32 protein-coding genes are annotated in these 16292 nt (G+C 50.3%); 31 read left to right on the top strand and 1 reads right to left on the bottom strand.

Translation table 11 applies throughout. From position 1 onward, the window contains the following. The first annotated feature begins 197 nt into the window (after nucleotides 1–197). Together bfd and bfr are read left to right on the top strand one after the other, a co-directional pair. Complete coding sequence (bfd, locus tag B880_RS0102805; RefSeq protein ID WP_017345860.1) at nucleotides 198–392, top strand: bacterioferritin-associated ferredoxin; 195 nt, start codon at nucleotides 198–200, stop codon at nucleotides 390–392. A 90-nt stretch (nucleotides 393–482) separates the two neighbouring features. Then, a complete protein-coding gene (gene bfr, locus B880_RS0102800) occupies nucleotides 483–959 on the top strand; it encodes a bacterioferritin (RefSeq protein ID WP_017345859.1) in 477 nt (158 codons plus the stop codon). On the opposite strand, the gene B880_RS0102795 is transcribed toward bfr, so the two are convergent. Beyond that, the gene (locus B880_RS0102795; RefSeq protein ID WP_017345858.1) at nucleotides 943–1725 is read right to left on the bottom strand and encodes a prepilin peptidase; all 783 of its coding nucleotides are present in this window, start codon (nucleotides 1723–1725) and stop codon (nucleotides 943–945) included. The genes bfr and B880_RS0102795 overlap by 17 nt on opposite strands. Before the next feature lie 387 nt (nucleotides 1726–2112). Here B880_RS0102795 and rpsJ point away from each other — a divergent pair, with 387 nt between their 5' ends. The 29 genes from rpsJ to B880_RS0102650 all read left to right on the top strand — a co-directional run bounded on the left by rpsJ (nucleotide 2113) and on the right by B880_RS0102650 (nucleotide 16220). Beyond that, a complete protein-coding gene (gene rpsJ / locus B880_RS0102790; protein WP_017345857.1) occupies nucleotides 2113–2424 on the top strand; it encodes a 30S ribosomal protein S10 in 312 nt (103 codons plus the stop codon). A 32-nt stretch (nucleotides 2425–2456) separates the two neighbouring features. Beyond that, entirely contained in the window at nucleotides 2457–3080 is a 624-nt protein-coding gene (rplC, locus tag B880_RS0102785; protein WP_017345856.1) for a 50S ribosomal protein L3, read from the top strand. A 10-nt stretch (nucleotides 3081–3090) separates the two neighbouring features. Next, nucleotides 3091–3696, top strand: a complete 606-nt coding sequence (gene rplD / locus B880_RS0102780) for a 50S ribosomal protein L4 (protein WP_017345855.1) — start codon at nucleotides 3091–3093, stop codon at nucleotides 3694–3696. Then, nucleotides 3693–3995, top strand: a complete 303-nt coding sequence (rplW, locus tag B880_RS0102775) for a 50S ribosomal protein L23 (protein ID WP_010618574.1) — start codon at nucleotides 3693–3695, stop codon at nucleotides 3993–3995. Before rplD ends, rplW begins: the two co-directional genes overlap by 4 nt. 17 nt (nucleotides 3996–4012) lie before the next feature. Then, nucleotides 4013–4834: a 50S ribosomal protein L2 gene (rplB, locus tag B880_RS0102770; protein ID WP_017345854.1), complete on the top strand. Its 822-nt coding sequence runs from the start codon at nucleotides 4013–4015 to the stop codon at nucleotides 4832–4834. Nucleotides 4835–4850: 16 nt separating this feature from the next. After that, nucleotides 4851–5129 (top strand): 30S ribosomal protein S19, encoded by a 279-nt coding sequence (gene rpsS / locus B880_RS0102765; protein WP_004929772.1) that lies wholly within the window; start codon nucleotides 4851–4853, stop codon nucleotides 5127–5129. Between the two features lie 14 nt (nucleotides 5130–5143). Then, entirely contained in the window at nucleotides 5144–5476 is a 333-nt protein-coding gene (gene rplV / locus B880_RS0102760) for a 50S ribosomal protein L22 (protein WP_017345853.1), read from the top strand. A gap of 17 nt (nucleotides 5477–5493) precedes the next feature. After that, on the top strand, nucleotides 5494–6192 hold the full coding sequence (rpsC, locus tag B880_RS0102755; RefSeq protein ID WP_017345852.1) for a 30S ribosomal protein S3: 699 nt from the start codon (nucleotides 5494–5496) through the stop codon (nucleotides 6190–6192). A gap of 11 nt (nucleotides 6193–6203) precedes the next feature. Then, nucleotides 6204–6614: a 50S ribosomal protein L16 gene (rplP, locus tag B880_RS0102750; protein ID WP_015962145.1), complete on the top strand. Its 411-nt coding sequence runs from the start codon at nucleotides 6204–6206 to the stop codon at nucleotides 6612–6614. Then, nucleotides 6614–6802 (top strand): 50S ribosomal protein L29, encoded by a 189-nt coding sequence (rpmC, locus tag B880_RS0102745; protein WP_017345851.1) that lies wholly within the window; start codon nucleotides 6614–6616, stop codon nucleotides 6800–6802. Before rplP ends, rpmC begins: the two co-directional genes overlap by 1 nt. Then, nucleotides 6802–7056: a 30S ribosomal protein S17 gene (rpsQ, locus tag B880_RS0102740; RefSeq protein WP_017345850.1), complete on the top strand. Its 255-nt coding sequence runs from the start codon at nucleotides 6802–6804 to the stop codon at nucleotides 7054–7056. Before rpmC ends, rpsQ begins: the two co-directional genes overlap by 1 nt. A 168-nt stretch (nucleotides 7057–7224) precedes the next feature. Then, nucleotides 7225–7596 carry a 50S ribosomal protein L14 gene (rplN, locus tag B880_RS0102735; protein WP_006120590.1) on the top strand — a complete coding sequence of 124 codons (372 nt, stop codon included), beginning with the start codon at nucleotides 7225–7227 and terminating at the stop codon, nucleotides 7594–7596. Between the two features lie 10 nt (nucleotides 7597–7606). Further along, nucleotides 7607–7921: a 50S ribosomal protein L24 gene (gene rplX, locus B880_RS0102730; RefSeq protein WP_017345849.1), complete on the top strand. Its 315-nt coding sequence runs from the start codon at nucleotides 7607–7609 to the stop codon at nucleotides 7919–7921. A 14-nt stretch (nucleotides 7922–7935) separates the two neighbouring features. Then, on the top strand, nucleotides 7936–8475 hold the full coding sequence (rplE, locus tag B880_RS0102725; RefSeq protein WP_017345848.1) for a 50S ribosomal protein L5: 540 nt from the start codon (nucleotides 7936–7938) through the stop codon (nucleotides 8473–8475). 13 nt (nucleotides 8476–8488) lie between these two features. After that, the gene (gene rpsN, locus B880_RS0102720; protein ID WP_017345847.1) at nucleotides 8489–8794 is read left to right on the top strand and encodes a 30S ribosomal protein S14; all 306 of its coding nucleotides are present in this window, start codon (nucleotides 8489–8491) and stop codon (nucleotides 8792–8794) included. Nucleotides 8795–8824: 30 nt separating this feature from the next. Further along, on the top strand, nucleotides 8825–9217 hold the full coding sequence (gene rpsH, locus B880_RS0102715; protein ID WP_017345846.1) for a 30S ribosomal protein S8: 393 nt from the start codon (nucleotides 8825–8827) through the stop codon (nucleotides 9215–9217). 13 nt (nucleotides 9218–9230) lie between these two features. Further along, nucleotides 9231–9764: a 50S ribosomal protein L6 gene (gene rplF, locus B880_RS26340; RefSeq protein WP_017345845.1), complete on the top strand. Its 534-nt coding sequence runs from the start codon at nucleotides 9231–9233 to the stop codon at nucleotides 9762–9764. Nucleotides 9765–9773: 9 nt separating this feature from the next. Next, a complete protein-coding gene (gene rplR / locus B880_RS26335; RefSeq protein WP_017345844.1) occupies nucleotides 9774–10127 on the top strand; it encodes a 50S ribosomal protein L18 in 354 nt (117 codons plus the stop codon). 14 nt (nucleotides 10128–10141) lie between these two features. Beyond that, entirely contained in the window at nucleotides 10142–10642 is a 501-nt protein-coding gene (rpsE, locus tag B880_RS0102700) for a 30S ribosomal protein S5 (protein ID WP_017345843.1), read from the top strand. 5 nt (nucleotides 10643–10647) lie between these two features. Continuing rightward, entirely contained in the window at nucleotides 10648–10827 is a 180-nt protein-coding gene (gene rpmD / locus B880_RS0102695; RefSeq protein WP_017345842.1) for a 50S ribosomal protein L30, read from the top strand. A gap of 3 nt (nucleotides 10828–10830) precedes the next feature. Next, complete coding sequence (gene rplO / locus B880_RS0102690; protein WP_017345841.1) at nucleotides 10831–11265, top strand: 50S ribosomal protein L15; 435 nt, start codon at nucleotides 10831–10833, stop codon at nucleotides 11263–11265. A 7-nt stretch (nucleotides 11266–11272) separates the two neighbouring features. After that, a complete protein-coding gene (secY, locus tag B880_RS0102685; RefSeq protein ID WP_017345840.1) occupies nucleotides 11273–12604 on the top strand; it encodes a preprotein translocase subunit SecY in 1332 nt (443 codons plus the stop codon). A gap of 32 nt (nucleotides 12605–12636) precedes the next feature. After that, entirely contained in the window at nucleotides 12637–12753 is a 117-nt protein-coding gene (gene rpmJ, locus B880_RS0102680; protein ID WP_004160566.1) for a 50S ribosomal protein L36, read from the top strand. 146 nt (nucleotides 12754–12899) lie between these two features. Next, complete coding sequence (gene rpsM, locus B880_RS0102675) at nucleotides 12900–13256, top strand: 30S ribosomal protein S13 (RefSeq protein ID WP_017345839.1); 357 nt, start codon at nucleotides 12900–12902, stop codon at nucleotides 13254–13256. 16 nt (nucleotides 13257–13272) lie between these two features. Continuing rightward, complete coding sequence (gene rpsK, locus B880_RS0102670; RefSeq protein WP_004160563.1) at nucleotides 13273–13662, top strand: 30S ribosomal protein S11; 390 nt, start codon at nucleotides 13273–13275, stop codon at nucleotides 13660–13662. Between the two features lie 32 nt (nucleotides 13663–13694). Then, nucleotides 13695–14315: a 30S ribosomal protein S4 gene (rpsD, locus tag B880_RS0102665; protein WP_017345838.1), complete on the top strand. Its 621-nt coding sequence runs from the start codon at nucleotides 13695–13697 to the stop codon at nucleotides 14313–14315. Between the two features lie 25 nt (nucleotides 14316–14340). Continuing rightward, nucleotides 14341–15330 carry a DNA-directed RNA polymerase subunit alpha gene (locus tag B880_RS0102660; RefSeq protein WP_017345837.1) on the top strand — a complete coding sequence of 330 codons (990 nt, stop codon included), beginning with the start codon at nucleotides 14341–14343 and terminating at the stop codon, nucleotides 15328–15330. Nucleotides 15331–15370: 40 nt separating this feature from the next. Further along, nucleotides 15371–15757: a 50S ribosomal protein L17 gene (gene rplQ / locus B880_RS0102655; protein ID WP_004160560.1), complete on the top strand. Its 387-nt coding sequence runs from the start codon at nucleotides 15371–15373 to the stop codon at nucleotides 15755–15757. 88 nt (nucleotides 15758–15845) lie between these two features. Further along, nucleotides 15846–16220: a DUF1992 domain-containing protein gene (locus B880_RS0102650; RefSeq protein WP_017345836.1), complete on the top strand. Its 375-nt coding sequence runs from the start codon at nucleotides 15846–15848 to the stop codon at nucleotides 16218–16220. The last annotated feature ends 72 nt before the right edge of the window (nucleotides 16221–16292 follow it).

The raw sequence follows: 16292 nt of genomic DNA, 5'->3' as shown, positions 1-16292 counted from the left end.
GCTTCAGTTATCGCTTAATTGCGTTAACCGGATGGCGGTGTAAGCTGCCATCTGAGCTGAAAAGAGAGCACTTCGGTGCTCTCTTTTTTTTGGAGTTTTGAAAAGCCGCAAGACGATAACCCTACAATTACCAGGATTGAAATGTAAACCATTCTCATCTACAATTTGATCATTAATTGTACTGAGGTAAGCAGTAAATGTACGTCTGTCTGTGCCACGCAGTAAGTGAAAAATCCCTCCGCGAAGTTGTTCGTCGTTACCAGCCAAAAACTATCCAGCATCTGCGCCAACTGGTGCCCATTGGCAAGCAGTGTGGCAAGTGCGTGCGCTTTGCACGAGAAATCATGGAAGACGAATTACAAGATGCGCCGCTCTATAAAGAGATAGCCTGACTGCCGCAATAACCACAAAATTTGTCATGTTTTTTTGACTTCTTTTTATCCGCATCTACGATTTGATCATCTGGAAGCGGAGGAAGCAAAATGAAAGGTGATGTTAAAATAGTGGGTCATCTGAACAAGTTGCTCGGGAATGAGCTGGTGGCTATCAACCAGTACTTCCTGCATGCACGCATGTTCAAGAACTGGGGGCTGAAACGCCTTAACGATGTCGAATACCATGAATCCATCGATGAAATGAAGCACGCAGATAAGTACATTGAGCGCATTTTGTTTCTCGAAGGCATTCCAAACTTACAAGACATTGGGCGCTTACGCATTGGTGAAGATGTACCGGAAATGCTGAGCTCAGATTTGAAGCTAGAGCTGGAAGGGGCAAAGGATTTGCGTGATGCGATCGCCCACGCTGATAAAGTCCACGACTATGTCAGCCGTGACATGATGATTGAAATCCTGGCTGAAGAAGAAGGCCATATCGACTGGTTAGAGACGGAACTGGAGCTGATCGAAAAAATGGGCATTCAGAACTATCTCCAGGCGCAAATCAGGGAAGAGGAGTAACCAGCTGTTGCCAGAAGAACGTTATCGAGCCTGCAACCGCAAGCCAGGGGCCAAAAGGTTGCGGGCTATAATGGTTGCATTTTCGTCCTGCCAGTAGAGATGTGCACTGGCCCAGCAAAGCGCCTACTGCGGCGATTACCGCAATCAGCCCCAAGTCTTCCACTCCATTCCATGCTCCCAGAGCGGCAAACAACTTCATATCTCCATAGCCCAGACCATGAACCCCGCGGATAAGCCGATAAAACCGGGCAATAAGCCATAGCGAAAGATAACCCACGAGTGCCCCAAGGATAGCGGAAGTAGGGGAGGGGAGATCGGAAGAGAGTAGAGAAAAGACCAACCCAAGCCAGAGCAGGGGGTAGGTGAGAACATCAGGGAGCAATTGCCAGCGTAAATCTATCCGGCTCAGGAGTAGAAGCAGTGCGCTGGCGACAATGAGCAGCGCAATCGCGTGTGGTTGAAAGCCCAGAGCTGGCAAGGAGACAAACAACAATGCGCAGAAAATCTCGGTCAGGGGTAGGACAACTGGGATTTTCTGGCAGCAATAACGGCAGCGTCCAGCCAGGCATAACCAGCTCATCACCGGCACGAGCTCAAACCAGCGTAATACCTGTTGGCAATCATCGCAGCGTGAAGCCGGTAAACTGACGGTGTAAAGCCAGTGATCAGGGGATAAAGAAGGGGAGTAACGCGAGCTGGCCAGCATGATAAAGCTGCCAAAAGCAGCACCGGTAATTAGCAGTATGATGTCGATAATCAGAAGCATAATAAGCACTCATCAGGAAGCATGCAGCGCAGGCTAACCGTGAGGATGGCTTACTGTCATGATGCAGTTTTGCACTCTGCGGCCTGCTGCGCAGGCTATGTTTGAGGTTTGCTGATAATTTCACCGGTTTGTGAACCGGCGCGACCTTTTCCCTACGTTAAAATCGCAGTCATGGGTTGCTTCCTGAGCAGATTTACGTATAATGCGCGGGCCTGCTGATATTGTCAGGCGCGATTCGAGCAGAATCGCAGGCGATGCAGATATTGCATCGGCCTACAATACTCCCGATTGGGGGGTTATATGCTGAACGATTACACTCCTCCATCAATCGTAATGGATGCGGGTAGTAATTCTTTTCGTTTATAAAAAGTTTGGAGCTCTGGTCTCATGAAGAACCAAAGAATCCGTATCCGTCTCAAAGCGTTTGATCATCGTCTGATCGATCAATCAACTGCGGAAATCGTTGAGACTGCAAAGCGCACTGGTGCGCAGGTAGTAGGTCCAATCCCACTGCCTACCCGCAAAGAGCGTTTTACTGTACTGATCTCCCCGCACGTCAACAAAGACGCGCGTGACCAGTATGAAATCCGCACTCACAAGCGTCTGATTGACATCGTTGAGCCAACTGAAAAAACCGTTGATGCTCTGATGCGTCTGGATCTGGCTGCCGGTGTTGACGTGCAGATCAGCCTGGGTTAATCAGGTCATCGAGCGATTGAGAGGTTGAAACAATGATTGGTTTAGTCGGTAAAAAAGTGGGCATGACTCGCATCTTCACTGAAGATGGCGTTTCAATCCCAGTAACCGTAATCGAAGTTGAAGCAAACCGCGTTACTCAGGTCAAAGGCCTGGAAAACGACGGTTACCAGGCTATCCAGGTTACCACCGGTGCTAAAAAAGCAAACCGTGTGAGCAAGCCGGAAGCAGGTCACTTTGCTAAAGCTGGCGTTGAAGCTGGCCGTGGTCTGTGGGAATTCCGCACTGATGCAGAATTCACCGTTGGCCAGAGCATCAGTGTTGAAATTTTCGCTGACGTTAAAAAAGTAGACGTTACCGGTACCTCTAAAGGTAAAGGTTTCGCAGGTACCGTTAAGCGCTGGAACTTCCGTACCCAGGACGCTACTCACGGTAACTCCTTGTCACACCGCGTTCCGGGTTCTATCGGTCAGAACCAGACTCCGGGCAAAGTGTTCAAAGGCAAGAAAATGGCAGGTCAGCTGGGTAATGAGCGCGTAACCGTTCAGAGCCTGGACGTAGTACGTGTTGACGCTGAGCGCAACCTGCTGCTGGTCAAAGGTGCTGTCCCGGGTGCAACCGGCAGTGACCTGATTGTTAAACCAGCTGTGAAGGCGTAAGGGGATAGCAATGGAATTAGTACTGAAAGACGCGCAGAGCGCGCTGACTGTTTCCGAAACTACCTTCGGTCGTGATTTCAACGAAGCGCTGGTTCACCAGGTTGTTGTTGCTTATGCCGCTGGTGCTCGTCAGGGTACTCGTGCGCAGAAAACTCGTGCTGAAGTAACTGGTTCAGGCAAAAAGCCATGGCGCCAGAAAGGTACCGGCCGTGCGCGTTCAGGTTCTGCAAAGAGCCCGATCTGGCGTTCAGGTGGCGTGACCTTCGCTGCTCGTCCACAGGACCACAGTCAAAAAGTTAACAAAAAGATGTACCGCGGCGCGCTGAAAAGCATCCTGTCCGAACTGGTACGTCAAGATCGTCTGATCGTTGTCGAGTCGTTCTCTGTAGAAGCGCCTAAAACTAAGCTGCTGGCACAGAAACTGAAAGACATGGCTCTGGAAGACGTGCTGATCATCACCGGTGAACTGGATGAGAATCTGTTCCTGGCTGCTCGTAACCTGTACAAGGTTGACGTGCGTGATGCAGCAGGCATCGATCCAGTTAGCCTGATCGCCTTCGACAAAGTCGTTATGACTGCTGAAGCAGTTAAGCAAGTTGAGGAGATGCTGGCATGATCCGTGAAGAACGTCTGCTGAAAGTACTGCGCGCGCCGCACGTATCTGAAAAAGCATCTACAGCGATGGAAAAAACTAACACCATCGTTCTCAAAGTTGCAAAAGACGCGACCAAAGCAGAGATCGTTGCTGCTGTTGAGAAACTGTTCGAAGTTGAAGTTAAAGACGTAAACACCCTGGTCGTTAAGGGTAAAGTTAAGCGTCACGGACAGCGTATCGGTCGTCGTAGCGACTGGAAAAAAGCTTACGTCACCCTGAAAGAAGGCCAGAACCTGGACTTCGTCGGCGGCGCTGAGTAAGTCGGAGGAGAGAGACAATGGCAGTTGTTAAATGTAAACCGACATCTCCGGGTCGTCGTCACGTAGTTAAAGTGGTGAACCCTGAGCTGCACAAGGGCAAACCTTTTGCTCCGTTGCTGGAAAAAAACAGCAAATCCGGTGGCCGCAACAACAACGGTCGCATCACCACTCGTCACATCGGTGGTGGTCACAAGCAGGCTTACCGTATTGTTGACTTCAAACGCAACAAAGATGGTATCCCGGCAGTTGTTGAACGTCTTGAGTACGATCCGAACCGTTCTGCGAACATCGCACTGGTTCTGTACAAAGACGGTGAGCGCCGTTATATCCTGGCCCCTAAAGGCCTGAAAGCTGGCGACCAGATTCAGTCTGGCGTTGATGCTGCGATCAAAGCAGGTAACACCCTGCCGATGCGTAACATCCCAGTGGGTTCTACCGTGCATAACGTAGAAATGAAACCAGGCAAAGGCGGTCAGATTGCTCGCTCAGCTGGTGCTTACGTGCAGATCGTTGCGCGTGACGGTTCTTACGTTACCCTGCGTCTGCGTTCAGGTGAAATGCGTAAAGTCGAAGCTGACTGCCGCGCAACCCTGGGTGAAGTCGGCAACGCTGAGCACATGCTGCGCGTTCTGGGTAAAGCTGGTGCAACTCGTTGGCGTGGTGTTCGTCCTACCGTTCGCGGTACTGCGATGAACCCAGTCGATCACCCGCACGGTGGTGGTGAAGGTCGTAACTTTGGTAAGCACCCGGTAACTCCGTGGGGCGTTCAGACCAAAGGTAAGAAGACCCGTAGCAACAAGCGTACTGATAAGTTTATCGTACGTCGCCGTAGCAAATAATATTAGAGGATAAGCCATGCCACGTTCTCTCAAGAAAGGTCCTTTTATTGACCTGCACTTGCTGAAGAAGGTAGAGAAAGCGGTGGAAAGCGGAGACAAGAAGCCTTTGCGCACTTGGTCCCGTCGTTCAACGATCTTCCCTAACATGATCGGTTTGACCATCGCTGTCCATAATGGTCGTCAGCACGTTCCTGTGTTTGTTTCCGACGAAATGGTCGGCCACAAACTGGGTGAATTTGCACCGACTCGTACTTATCGCGGCCATGCTGCAGATAAGAAAGCTAAGAAACGCTAAGACAGGAGGAAGAGATGGAAACTATCGCTAAACATCGCCACGCTCGTTCTTCTGCTCAGAAGGTACGTCTGGTAGCGGATCTGGTTCGCGGTAAGAAAGTGTCGCAGGCACTGGAAATTCTGACCTACACCAACAAGAAAGCTGCTGTGTTGGTCAAGAAAGTTCTGGAATCTGCCATTGCTAACGCCGAGCACAACGATGGCGCAGACATCGACGATCTGAAAGTCGCGAAAATCTTCGTCGACGCAGGCCCGAGCATGAAGCGCATTATGCCGCGTGCTAAAGGTCGTGCAGATCGCATCCTGAAGCGCACCAGCCACATTACTGTGGTTGTGTCCGATCGCTGAGACTCTGGAGACTAGCAATGGGTCAGAAAGTACATCCTAATGGTATTCGCCTGGGTATTGTAAAACCATGGAATTCAACCTGGTTTGCGAACACCAATGAATTCGCTGACAACCTGGACAGCGATTTTAAAGTACGTCAGTTCTTGAACAAAGAACTGGCTAAAGCGTCAGTTTCACGCATCGTTATCGAGCGTCCAGCTAAGAGCATCCGTGTGACCATTCACACCGCTCGCCCTGGTATCGTTATCGGTAAGAAAGGTGAAGACGTAGAAAAACTGCGTGCAGTCGTAGCGAACATCGCTGGCGTACCTGCGCAGATCAACATCGCCGAAGTCCGTAAGCCGGAACTGGACGCTAAATTGGTTGCTGACAGCATCACTTCACAGCTGGAGCGTCGTGTGATGTTCCGTCGTGCTATGAAGCGTGCTGTACAGAACGCAATGCGTCTGGGCGCGAAGGGTATTAAAGTTGAAGTTAGTGGCCGTCTGGGCGGTGCCGAGATCGCACGTACCGAATGGTACCGTGAAGGTCGCGTGCCATTGCACACTCTGCGTGCTGACATTGACTACAACACCTCTGAAGCGCACACCACTTATGGTGTAATCGGCGTTAAGGTATGGATCTTCAAAGGCGAGATCCTGGGTGGTATGGCTGCTGTTGAACAACCGGAACCGGCTGCTCAACCTAAAAAGCAGCAGCGTAAAGGCCGTAAGTAAGGAGAGTCGCGATGTTACAACCAAAGCGTACGAAATTCCGTAAAGTGCACAAAGGCCGCAACCGTGGTCTGGCGCAGGGTACGGATGTTAGCTTCGGTACTTTCGGTCTGAAAGCTGTTGGCCGTGGTCGTCTGACTGCACGTCAGATTGAAGCAGCACGTCGTGCTATGACCCGTGCAGTTAAGCGTCAAGGTAAGATCTGGATCCGTGTATTCCCGGACAAACCGATCACCGAGAAGCCGCTGGAAGTCCGTATGGGTAAAGGTAAGGGTAACGTGGAGTATTGGGTTGCCCTGATCCAGCCTGGTAAAGTCCTGTATGAAATGGACGGCGTATCAGAAGAGCTGGCCCGTGAGGCATTCAAGCTGGCAGCAGCAAAACTGCCTATCAAAACCACCTTTGTAACTAAGACGGTGATGTAATGAAAGCAACTGAGCTGCGTGAAAAAAGCGTTGAAGAGCTGAACGCTGAGCTGCTGAACCTGCTGCGTGAGCAGTTTAACCTGCGCATGCAGGCAGCATCTGGCCAGCTGCAGCAGACCCATCTGCTGAAACAGGTGCGTCGTGATGTTGCACGTGTTAAGACTTTACTGACTGAGAAGGCGGCGTAATGACCGATAAAATCCGTACTCTGCAGGGTCGTGTTGTTAGTGACAAAATGCAGAAATCTGCAGTTGTTGCTATCGAACGTGTTGTGAAGCATCCGATCTACGGTAAATTCATCAAGCGTACGACTAAGCTGCACATCCATGACGAGAACAATGAGTGTGGGATTGGTGACGTGGTAGAAATCCGCGAAACCCGTCCAGTATCTAAGACTAAGTCTTGGGCTCTGGTTCGCGTTGTAGAGAAAGCGGTTCTGTAATAGAATCAGCGCTCTGAAAAAACAGAATGAACGGCTCTTCTGAGCCGTTCATTTTTTCTACCCATATGCGAGAACCGGTGTTATAATGCCGCGCCCTCAAATTTGGGCTTTTTAACGACCTGAGGTTTTGGGTCCCGAAGTAGTAGTTGACATTAGCGGAGCACTAAAATGATCCAAGAACAGACTATGCTGAACGTCGCCGACAACTCCGGTGCACGTCGCGTAATGTGTATCAAGGTTCTGGGTGGCTCGCACCGTCGCTACGCAGGCGTCGGCGACATCATTAAAGTTACCATCAAGGAAGCAATTCCACGTGGTAAAGTTAAGAAAGGTGATGTCCTGAAGGCGGTAGTGGTGCGCACCAGGAAGGGTGTTCGTCGCCCGGACGGTTCTGTCATTCGCTTCGATGGTAATGCATGCGTTATTTTAAACAATAACAGCGAGCAGCCTATCGGTACGCGTATTTTTGGGCCGGTAACTCGTGAACTTCGTACTGAAAAGTTCATGAAAATTATCTCTCTGGCACCAGAAGTACTCTAAGGAGCGAGCAATGGCAGCGAAAATCCGTCGTAATGACGAAATTATTGTTCTTACCGGTAAAGACAAAGGTAAGCGCGGTAAAGTAAAGAATGTTCTGTCTTCTGGCAAAGTTATCGTTGAAGGCATTAACCTGGTGAAGAAACATCAGAAGCCGGTTCCGGCTCTGAACCAACCAGGTGGCATCGTTGAGAAAGAAGCTGCAATTCAGGTTTCTAACGTTGCAATCTTCAATGCGGCAACCGGCAAGGCTGACCGTGTAGGCTTTAGATTCGAAGACGGCAAAAAAGTCCGTTTCTTCAAGTCTAACAGCGAAACTATCAAGTAATTTGGAGTAGTACGATGGCGAAACTGCATGATTACTACAAAGACGAAGTAGTCCAGAAACTCATGACAGAGTTTGGCTACAATTCTGTCATGCAAGTCCCTCGGGTCGAGAAGATCACCCTGAACATGGGTGTTGGTGAAGCGATCGCTGACAAGAAACTGCTGGAAAACGCAGCAGCAGACCTGGCAGCAATCTCCGGTCAAAAACCGCTGGTCACCAAAGCACGCAAATCAGTTGCAGGCTTCAAAATCCGTCAGGGCTATCCGATCGGCTGTAAAGTAACTCTGCGTGGCGAACGCATGTGGGAGTTCTTTGAGCGTCTGATCACTATTGCTGTTCCACGTATCCGTGACTTCCGTGGCTTGTCCGCTAAGTCTTTCGACGGCCGTGGAAACTACAGCATGGGTGTTCGTGAGCAGATCATCTTCCCAGAAATCGACTACGATAAAGTCGATCGTGTTCGTGGTTTGGATATTACCATTACCACTACTGCGAAATCTGATGATGAAGGCCGCGCACTGTTGGCTGCTTTTAACTTCCCGTTCCGCAAGTAAGGCAGGGTTACTGATGGCTAAGCAATCAATGAAAGCACGCGAAGTCACTCGCGTGAAACTGGCTGATAAGTACCGCGCTAAACGTGAGGAACTGAAAGCTATCATTTCAAGTGTGAACTCATCCGACGAAGATCGTTGGAATGCTGTTCTCAAGCTGCAAACTCTGCCGCGTGATTCCAGCCCGTCTCGTCAGCGTAACCGCTGCCGCCAAACTGGCCGTCCACATGGTTATGTGGGCAAATTCGGGTTGAGCCGTATCAAGTTGCGTGAAGCCGCCATGCGCGGTGAAGTACCTGGCTTGAAAAAGGCTAGCTGGTAATTACCAATAGAATCACGGGAGTAAAGACAGATGAGCATGCAAGATCCGATCGCGGATATGCTGACCCGTATCCGTAACGGTCAGGCCGCGAACAAAGTTGCGGTCACCATGCCTTCCTCTAAGCTGAAAGTGGCAATTGCCAACGTTCTGAAAGAAGAAGGTTATATTGAAGAATTTAAAGTTGATGGTGACATCAAGTCTGAACTGGAACTGACACTTAAGTATTTCCAGGGCAAGGCTGTTGTAGAAAGCATTCAGCGTGTTAGCCGTCCAGGTCTGCGCATCTATAAGAAAAAAGATGAGCTGCCAAAAGTAATGGCTGGTCTGGGCATCGCTGTAGTTTCTACATCTAAAGGTGTTATGACTGATCGTGCCGCACGCCAGGCTGGCCTTGGTGGCGAAATTATCTGCTACGTAGCGTAATCGGAGGAAAAACATGTCTCGTGTTGCTAAAGCACCTGTCGTTGTTCCTGCCGGCGTAGAGGTAAAACTCAACGGTCAGGTAATTTCGACTAAAGGTAAAAACGGCGAGCTGACTCGTACTATCAATGATGCCGTTGTTGTAACCGTAGCTGATAACGTTGTGACCTTTGGTCCACGTGAAGGCCGCGCGGATGGTTGGGCTCAGGCCGGTACCGCTCGTGCGCTGGTTAACTCAATGGTTATCGGTGTTACCGAAGGCTTCACTAAGAAGCTGCAGCTGGTTGGTGTTGGTTATCGTGCAGCAGTAAAAGGCAACTCTGTGAGTTTGGCCCTGGGCTTCTCTCACCCTGTTGACCACGCGCTGCCGGCCGGCATCACTGCTGAATGCCCAACCCAGACTGAAATCGTGCTGAAAGGCGCTGATAAGCAGGTGGTTGGTCAGGTTGCAGCAGATCTGCGCGCCTACCGTCGTCCTGAGCCTTACAAAGGCAAGGGTGTTCGTTACGCCGACGAAGTCGTGCGTATCAAAGAGGCTAAGAAGAAGTAAGGTAACACTATGGATAAGAAATCTGCTCGTATCCGTCGTGCGACCCGTGCACGTCGCAAGCTCAAAGAGCTGGGTGCTACTCGCCTGGTGGTACATCGTACCCCGCGTCACATTTACGCACAGGTGATCGCCCCGAACGGTTCTGAAGTTCTGGCTGCTGCTTCTACTCTAGAAAAAGCTATCGCTGAACAACTGAAGTACACCGGTAACAAAGACGCTGCTGCAGCTGTAGGTAAAGCTCTGGCTGAGCGCGCTGTCGAGAAAGGCATTACTAATGTTTCTTTCGACCGTTCCGGGTTCCAATATCATGGTCGTGTCCAGGCACTGGCAGATGCTGCCCGTGAAGCTGGCCTTCAGTTCTAAGGTAGAGGTCTAAGATGTCACACATCGAGAAACAAGCTGGCGAACTGCAGGAAAAACTGATCGCGGTAAACCGTGTATCTAAAACTGTTAAAGGTGGTCGTATCTTCTCCTTCACAGCACTTACTGTGGTGGGTGATGGTAATGGCCGCGTAGGTTTTGGTTACGGTAAAGCGCGTGAAGTTCCAGCAGCGATCCAGAAAGCGATGGAAAAAGCCCGTCGCAACATGATTAATGTCGCGCTGAATCACGGCACCCTGCAGCACCCTGTTAAAGGTGCTCACACGGGTTCTCGTGTATTCATGCAGCCGGCTTCTGAAGGTACCGGTATCATCGCCGGTGGTGCAATGCGCGCCGTTCTGGAAGTCGCTGGAGTTCATAACGTACTGGCTAAAGCGTATGGTTCTACTAACCCGATTAACGTGGTTCGTGCAACTATCGATGGCCTGGGCAACATGAATTCTCCAGAAATGGTCGCTGCCAAGCGTGGTAAATCCGTTGAAGATATTACGGGGTAATCACCATGGCTAAGACTATTAAAATTACTCAAACCCGCAGTTCAATCGGCCGTCTGCCTAAGCATAAAGCCACACTGGTTGGCCTGGGTCTGCGTCGTATTGGTCATACCGTTGAGCGTGAAGACACGCCAGCAGTGCGCGGTATGGTTAACGCAGTTTACTACATGGTTAAAGTGGAGGAGTAAGAGATGCGTTTAAATACTCTGTCTCCGGCTGAAGGCTCGAAGCAGGCGGGTAAACGTCTGGGTCGTGGTATCGGTTCTGGCCTCGGTAAAACCGGTGGTCGTGGTCACAAAGGTCAGAACTCTCGTTCTGGCGGTGGCGTACGTCGCGGTTTCGAGGGTGGTCAGATGCCTCTGTACCGTCGTCTGCCGAAGTTCGGTTTCACTTCTCGCAAATCATTCGTGACCACTGAAGTGCGTCTGTCTGATCTGGCGAAAATTGAAGGCGGTATCGTTGACCTGAATTCACTGAAAGCTGCCAACATTGTTGGTGTTCAGATCGAATTCGTTAAAGTGATTCTGTCTGGTGAAGTTACTGCACCGGTAACGATTCGCGGCCTGCGTGTCACCAAAGGTGCTCGTGCTGCAATCGAAGCTGCTGGCGGTAAAATTGAGGAATAAGTAGCAGATGGCAAAGCAACCAGGATTAGATTTTCAAAGTGCCAAAGGTGGATTTGGTGAACTGAAGCGCAGACTGCTGTTTGTGATCGGTGCACTGATTGTCTTCCGAATTGGCTCTTTTATTCCAATCCCTGGTATCGATGCCACTGTACTTGCCAAACTGCTTGAACAACAGCAGGGCACCATCATTGAAATGTTTAACATGTTCTCTGGTGGTGCACTCAGTCGTGCTTCTATTTTTGCTCTGGGTATCATGCCGTACATTTCGGCATCGATTATTATCCAGCTGCTTACGGTGGTTCACCCCGCCTTGGCAGAGATCAAGAAAGAAGGGGAGGCTGGCCGTCGCAAGATTAGCCAGTACACCCGTTACGGCACGCTGGTATTAGGTATTTTTCAGTCTGTCGGTATCGCTACCGGCTTACCGAATATGCCTGGAATGCAGGGCCTGGTAATTAATCCGGGCTTTGCTTTCTACTTTACCGCTGTTGTGAGTCTGGTTACCGGGACAATGTTCCTGATGTGGCTGGGCGAACAGATTACTGAACGTGGTATCGGTAACGGTATCTCGATCATTATCTTCGCGGGTATTGTTGCGGGTCTGCCGCCGGCCATTGGCCATACCATCGAGCAAGCGCGGCAAGGCGACCTGAACTTCCTCGTGTTACTGTTGGTTGCAGTTCTCGTATTTGCAGTAACCTTCTTCGTTGTTTACGTAGAACGTGGTCAACGCCGCATTGTGGTGAACTACGCTAAGCGTCAGCAAGGTCGTCGTGTTTACGCTGCACAGAGCACACATTTGCCGCTGAAAGTGAACATGGCCGGGGTTATCCCAGCAATCTTCGCCTCCAGTATAATTCTGTTCCCGGCGACGATAGCATCCTGGTTCGGGGGCGGTACCGGTTGGAACTGGCTGACAACTATTTCGCTGTATTTGCAGCCAGGACAGCCGCTTTATGTGCTACTCTATGCGACTGCGATCATCTTCTTCTGTTTCTTCTACACGGCGTTGGTTTTCAACCCGCGTGAAACAGCAGATAACCTGAAGAAGTCTGGTGCATTCGTACCGGGAATTCGTCCGGGAGAGCAAACGGCGAAGTATATCGATAAAGTAATGACGCGTTTAACCTTAATCGGTGCGCTGTATATTACCTTTATCTGCCTGATCCCGGAGTTCATGCGTGATGCCATGAAGGTTCCCTTCTACTTTGGCGGTACTTCACTGCTCATCGTAGTGGTTGTCATCATGGACTTTATGGCTCAAGTGCAAACTTTGATGATGTCAAGTCAGTACGAGTCTGCATTGAAGAAAGCAAACCTGAAAGGCTACGGCCGTTAATTCAGGCGCTTGAGAAGTTACGGAGAGTAAAAATGAAAGTTCGTGCTTCCGTCAAGAAATTATGTCGTAACTGCAAAATCATCCGTCGCGACGGTGTCGTACGTGTGATCTGCAGTGCCGAGCCTAAGCATAAACAGCGCCAAGGCTGATTTAGTCGCATATTTTTCTTGCAAAGTCGGGTTGAGCTGGCTAGATTAGCCAGCCAATCTTTTGTATGTCAGTACGTGTCCATTTGAGTATCCTGAAAACGGGCTTTTCAGCATGGTACGTACTTGTTAAATAATAGGAGTGCATAGTGGCCCGTATAGCAGGCATTAACATTCCTGATCAGAAACATACCGTTATCGCATTAACTTCGATCTTCGGTATCGGCAAGACTCGTTCTAAAGCCATCTGCGCTTCAACGGGTATTGCTGAAGATGTTAAGATCAGTGAGCTGTCTGAAGAACAAATTGAACAGCTGCGTGAAGCAGTTGCGAAATTCGTTGTTGAAGGTGATCTGCGCCGTGAAATCACCCTGAGCATCAAGCGTCTTATGGACCTTGGTTGCTACCGTGGTTTGCGCCATCGTCGTGGTCTGCCGGTTCGCGGTCAGCGTACCAAGACCAACGCACGTACCCGTAAGGGTCCGCGTAAACCGATCAAGAAATAATCGGGGTGAGTAAATAATGGCAAAGGCACCAGTTCGTGCACGTAAGCGTGTAAGAAAACAAGTCTCAGACGGCGTGGCTCATGTCCATGCGTCTTTTAACAACACCATCGTTACCATTACTGATCGTCAGGGTAACGCACTGGGTTGGGCAACCGCCGGTGGTTCCGGTTTCCGCGGTTCACGTAAATCTACTCCATTCGCTGCTCAGGTTGCTGCAGAGCGCTGTGCAGAAGCGGTAAAAGATTACGGTATTAAGAACCTGGAAGTTATGGTTAAAGGGCCGGGTCCAGGTCGCGAATCAACTATTCGTGCTCTGAACGCAGCAGGTTTCCGCATCACTAACATTACTGATGTGACTCCTATCCCTCATAACGGTTGTCGTCCGCCGAAAAAACGTCGCGTATAACGCCCCGTTTTTTAGGATAGTGGAGAAAGAAAATGGCAAGATATTTGGGTCCTAAGCTCAAGCTGAGCCGTCGTGAGGGCACCGACTTATTCCTTAAGTCTGGCGTTCGCGCGATCGATTCCAAGTGTAAAATTGAACAAGCCCCTGGCCAGCATGGTGCGCGTAAACCGCGTCTGTCTGACTACGGCGGTCAGTTGCGTGAAAAACAAAAAGTTCGTCGTATCTACGGCGTGCTGGAACGTCAGTTCCGCAACTACTACAAAGAAGCAGCACGTCTGAAAGGCAACACCGGTGAAAACCTGTTAGCTCTGCTGGAAGGCCGTCTGGATAACGTAGTTTATCGTATGGGCTTTGGTGCTACCCGTGCTGAATCACGTCAGCTGGTAAGCCATAAGTCAATTCTGGTGAACGGTCGCGTTGTTAACATCGCTTCTTATCAGGTATCTCCGAACGATGTTGTAAGCATCCGTGAGAAAGCCAAAAAGCAAGCTCGCGTGAAGGCCGCTCTGGAGCTGGCTGAACAGCGTGAAAAGCCAACCTGGCTGGAAGTTGATGCGACTAAGATGGAAGGTGTGTTCAAGCGTAAACCTGAACGTACTGATCTGTCAGCCGACATTAACGAACACCTGATCGTCGAGCTTTACTCCAAGTAAGGCTTGAGTTTAAAGAGAGGACACAATGCAGGGTTCTGTGACAGAGTTTCTAAAACCGCGCCTGGTAGATATCGAGCAAGTCAGTTCGACGCACGCCAAGGTGACCCTTGAGCCTTTAGAGCGTGGCTTTGGCCATACTCTTGGTAACGCACTGCGCCGTATTCTGCTTTCTTCCATGCCGGGTTGCGCGGTGACCGAGGTTGAGATTGATGGTGTACTCCATGAGTACAGCACCAAAGAAGGTGTACAGGAAGATATCCTGGAGATCCTGCTCAACCTGAAAGGGCTGGCGGTAAGAGTTCATGGTAAGGATGAAGTCATTCTGACCCTGAATAAATCTGGCATTGGCCCTGTGACTGCAGCCGACATTACCCATGATGGTGATGTCGAAATCGTCAAGCCGCAGCACGTTATCTGCCATCTGACCGATGAAAACGCATCTGTAAATATGCGCATCAAAGTTCAGCGTGGTCGTGGTTATGTGCCGGCTTCTGCCCGAATTCATTCGGAAGAAGATGAGCGCCCAATTGGCCGTCTGTTAGTTGACGCTTGCTACAGCCCTGTAGACCGTATCGCCTACAATGTTGAAGCAGCTCGTGTCGAACAGCGCACCGATTTGGACAAGCTGGTCATCGAAATGGAAACCAACGGTACAATCGATCCTGAAGAGGCGATTCGTCGTGCGGCAACCATCCTGGCAGAACAACTGGAAGCTTTCGTTGATTTACGTGATGTACGTCAGCCGGAAGTGAAAGAAGAGAAACCAGAATTCGATCCGATCTTGCTGCGCCCTGTTGACGATCTGGAATTGACTGTCCGCTCTGCTAACTGCCTGAAGGCAGAAGCTATCCACTACATCGGTGATCTGGTACAGCGTACCGAGGTTGAGCTGCTTAAAACGCCTAACCTGGGTAAAAAATCTCTTACCGAGATTAAAGACGTGCTGGCCTCACGTGGTCTTTCTCTGGGCATGCGCCTTGAGAACTGGCCGCCGGCAAGCATTGCTGATGAATAACCGGATCACAGGTTAAGGTTTCACTGAGAAGGATAAGGTCATGCGCCATCGTAAGAGTGGTCGTCAACTGAACCGTAACAGCAGCCATCGTCAGGCTATGTTCCGCAACATGGCTGGCTCCCTGGTTCGTCATGAGATCATCAAGACGACCCTGCCGAAAGCTAAAGAGCTGCGTCGCGTAGTTGAGCCGCTGATTACACTTGCTAAGACCGACAGCGTTGCAAATCGTCGTCTGGCATTCGCCCGTACTCGTGATAACGAGATCGTGGCAAAACTGTTTAACGAGCTGGGCCCGCGTTTCGCGAGCCGTGCTGGTGGTTACACTCGCATTCTGAAGTGTGGCTTCCGCGCTGGTGACAACGCTCCGATGGCATACATCGAGCTGGTTGATCGTCCAGAAGCTCAAGCAGAAGCTGTTGCAGAGTAATCTGTAGCAACGTAAAGAACCCGCTTCGGCGGGTTTTTTATTGCCTGCGATTCGAGGCGCGCTATGCTTAGACATTATCGGAGGTGTTATGTGGCTTATTGATCAGTTAGCTGAACAACATATACGCGCGGCACAGGAAAAAGGTGAACTCAGTAATTTGCCCGGTGAAGGTGCTCCGCTGATTCTCGACGATGACAGCCAGGTTCCGGCTGAATTGCGTACTGGATATCGGTTACTGAAAAATGCTGGCTTTCTTCCCCCGGAACTGGCGTTACGTAAAGAAGCACTGGAAGTCAGGGATCTTATCAACCAGCTAGATCCTGAGGATCAAGCCAGAGAGTCTCATCGTAAACATTTAGCGATGCTGGAACTCAGATTGCAGCAAGCAGGGGTGAATACCGATTTTCTCTACGGTCACTATGGTGATTCACTGCGCGATCGCTTAACCAAGGATCAGCCGTGATCCCTGCATACAAAAAGAGGTTTTCTTCAGATTCACCGCTTGAAAAACGTTTGGAAAGTTCTATAGTTGACC

This window comes from Pantoea sp. A4 (assembly GCF_000295955.2).
Taxonomy (GTDB): Bacteria; Pseudomonadota; Gammaproteobacteria; order Enterobacterales; family Enterobacteriaceae; genus Pantoea; species Pantoea multigeneris.
The sequence above is the reverse complement of the archived record's forward strand: the minus strand, read 5'-3'. Positions and strand labels throughout refer to the sequence as shown.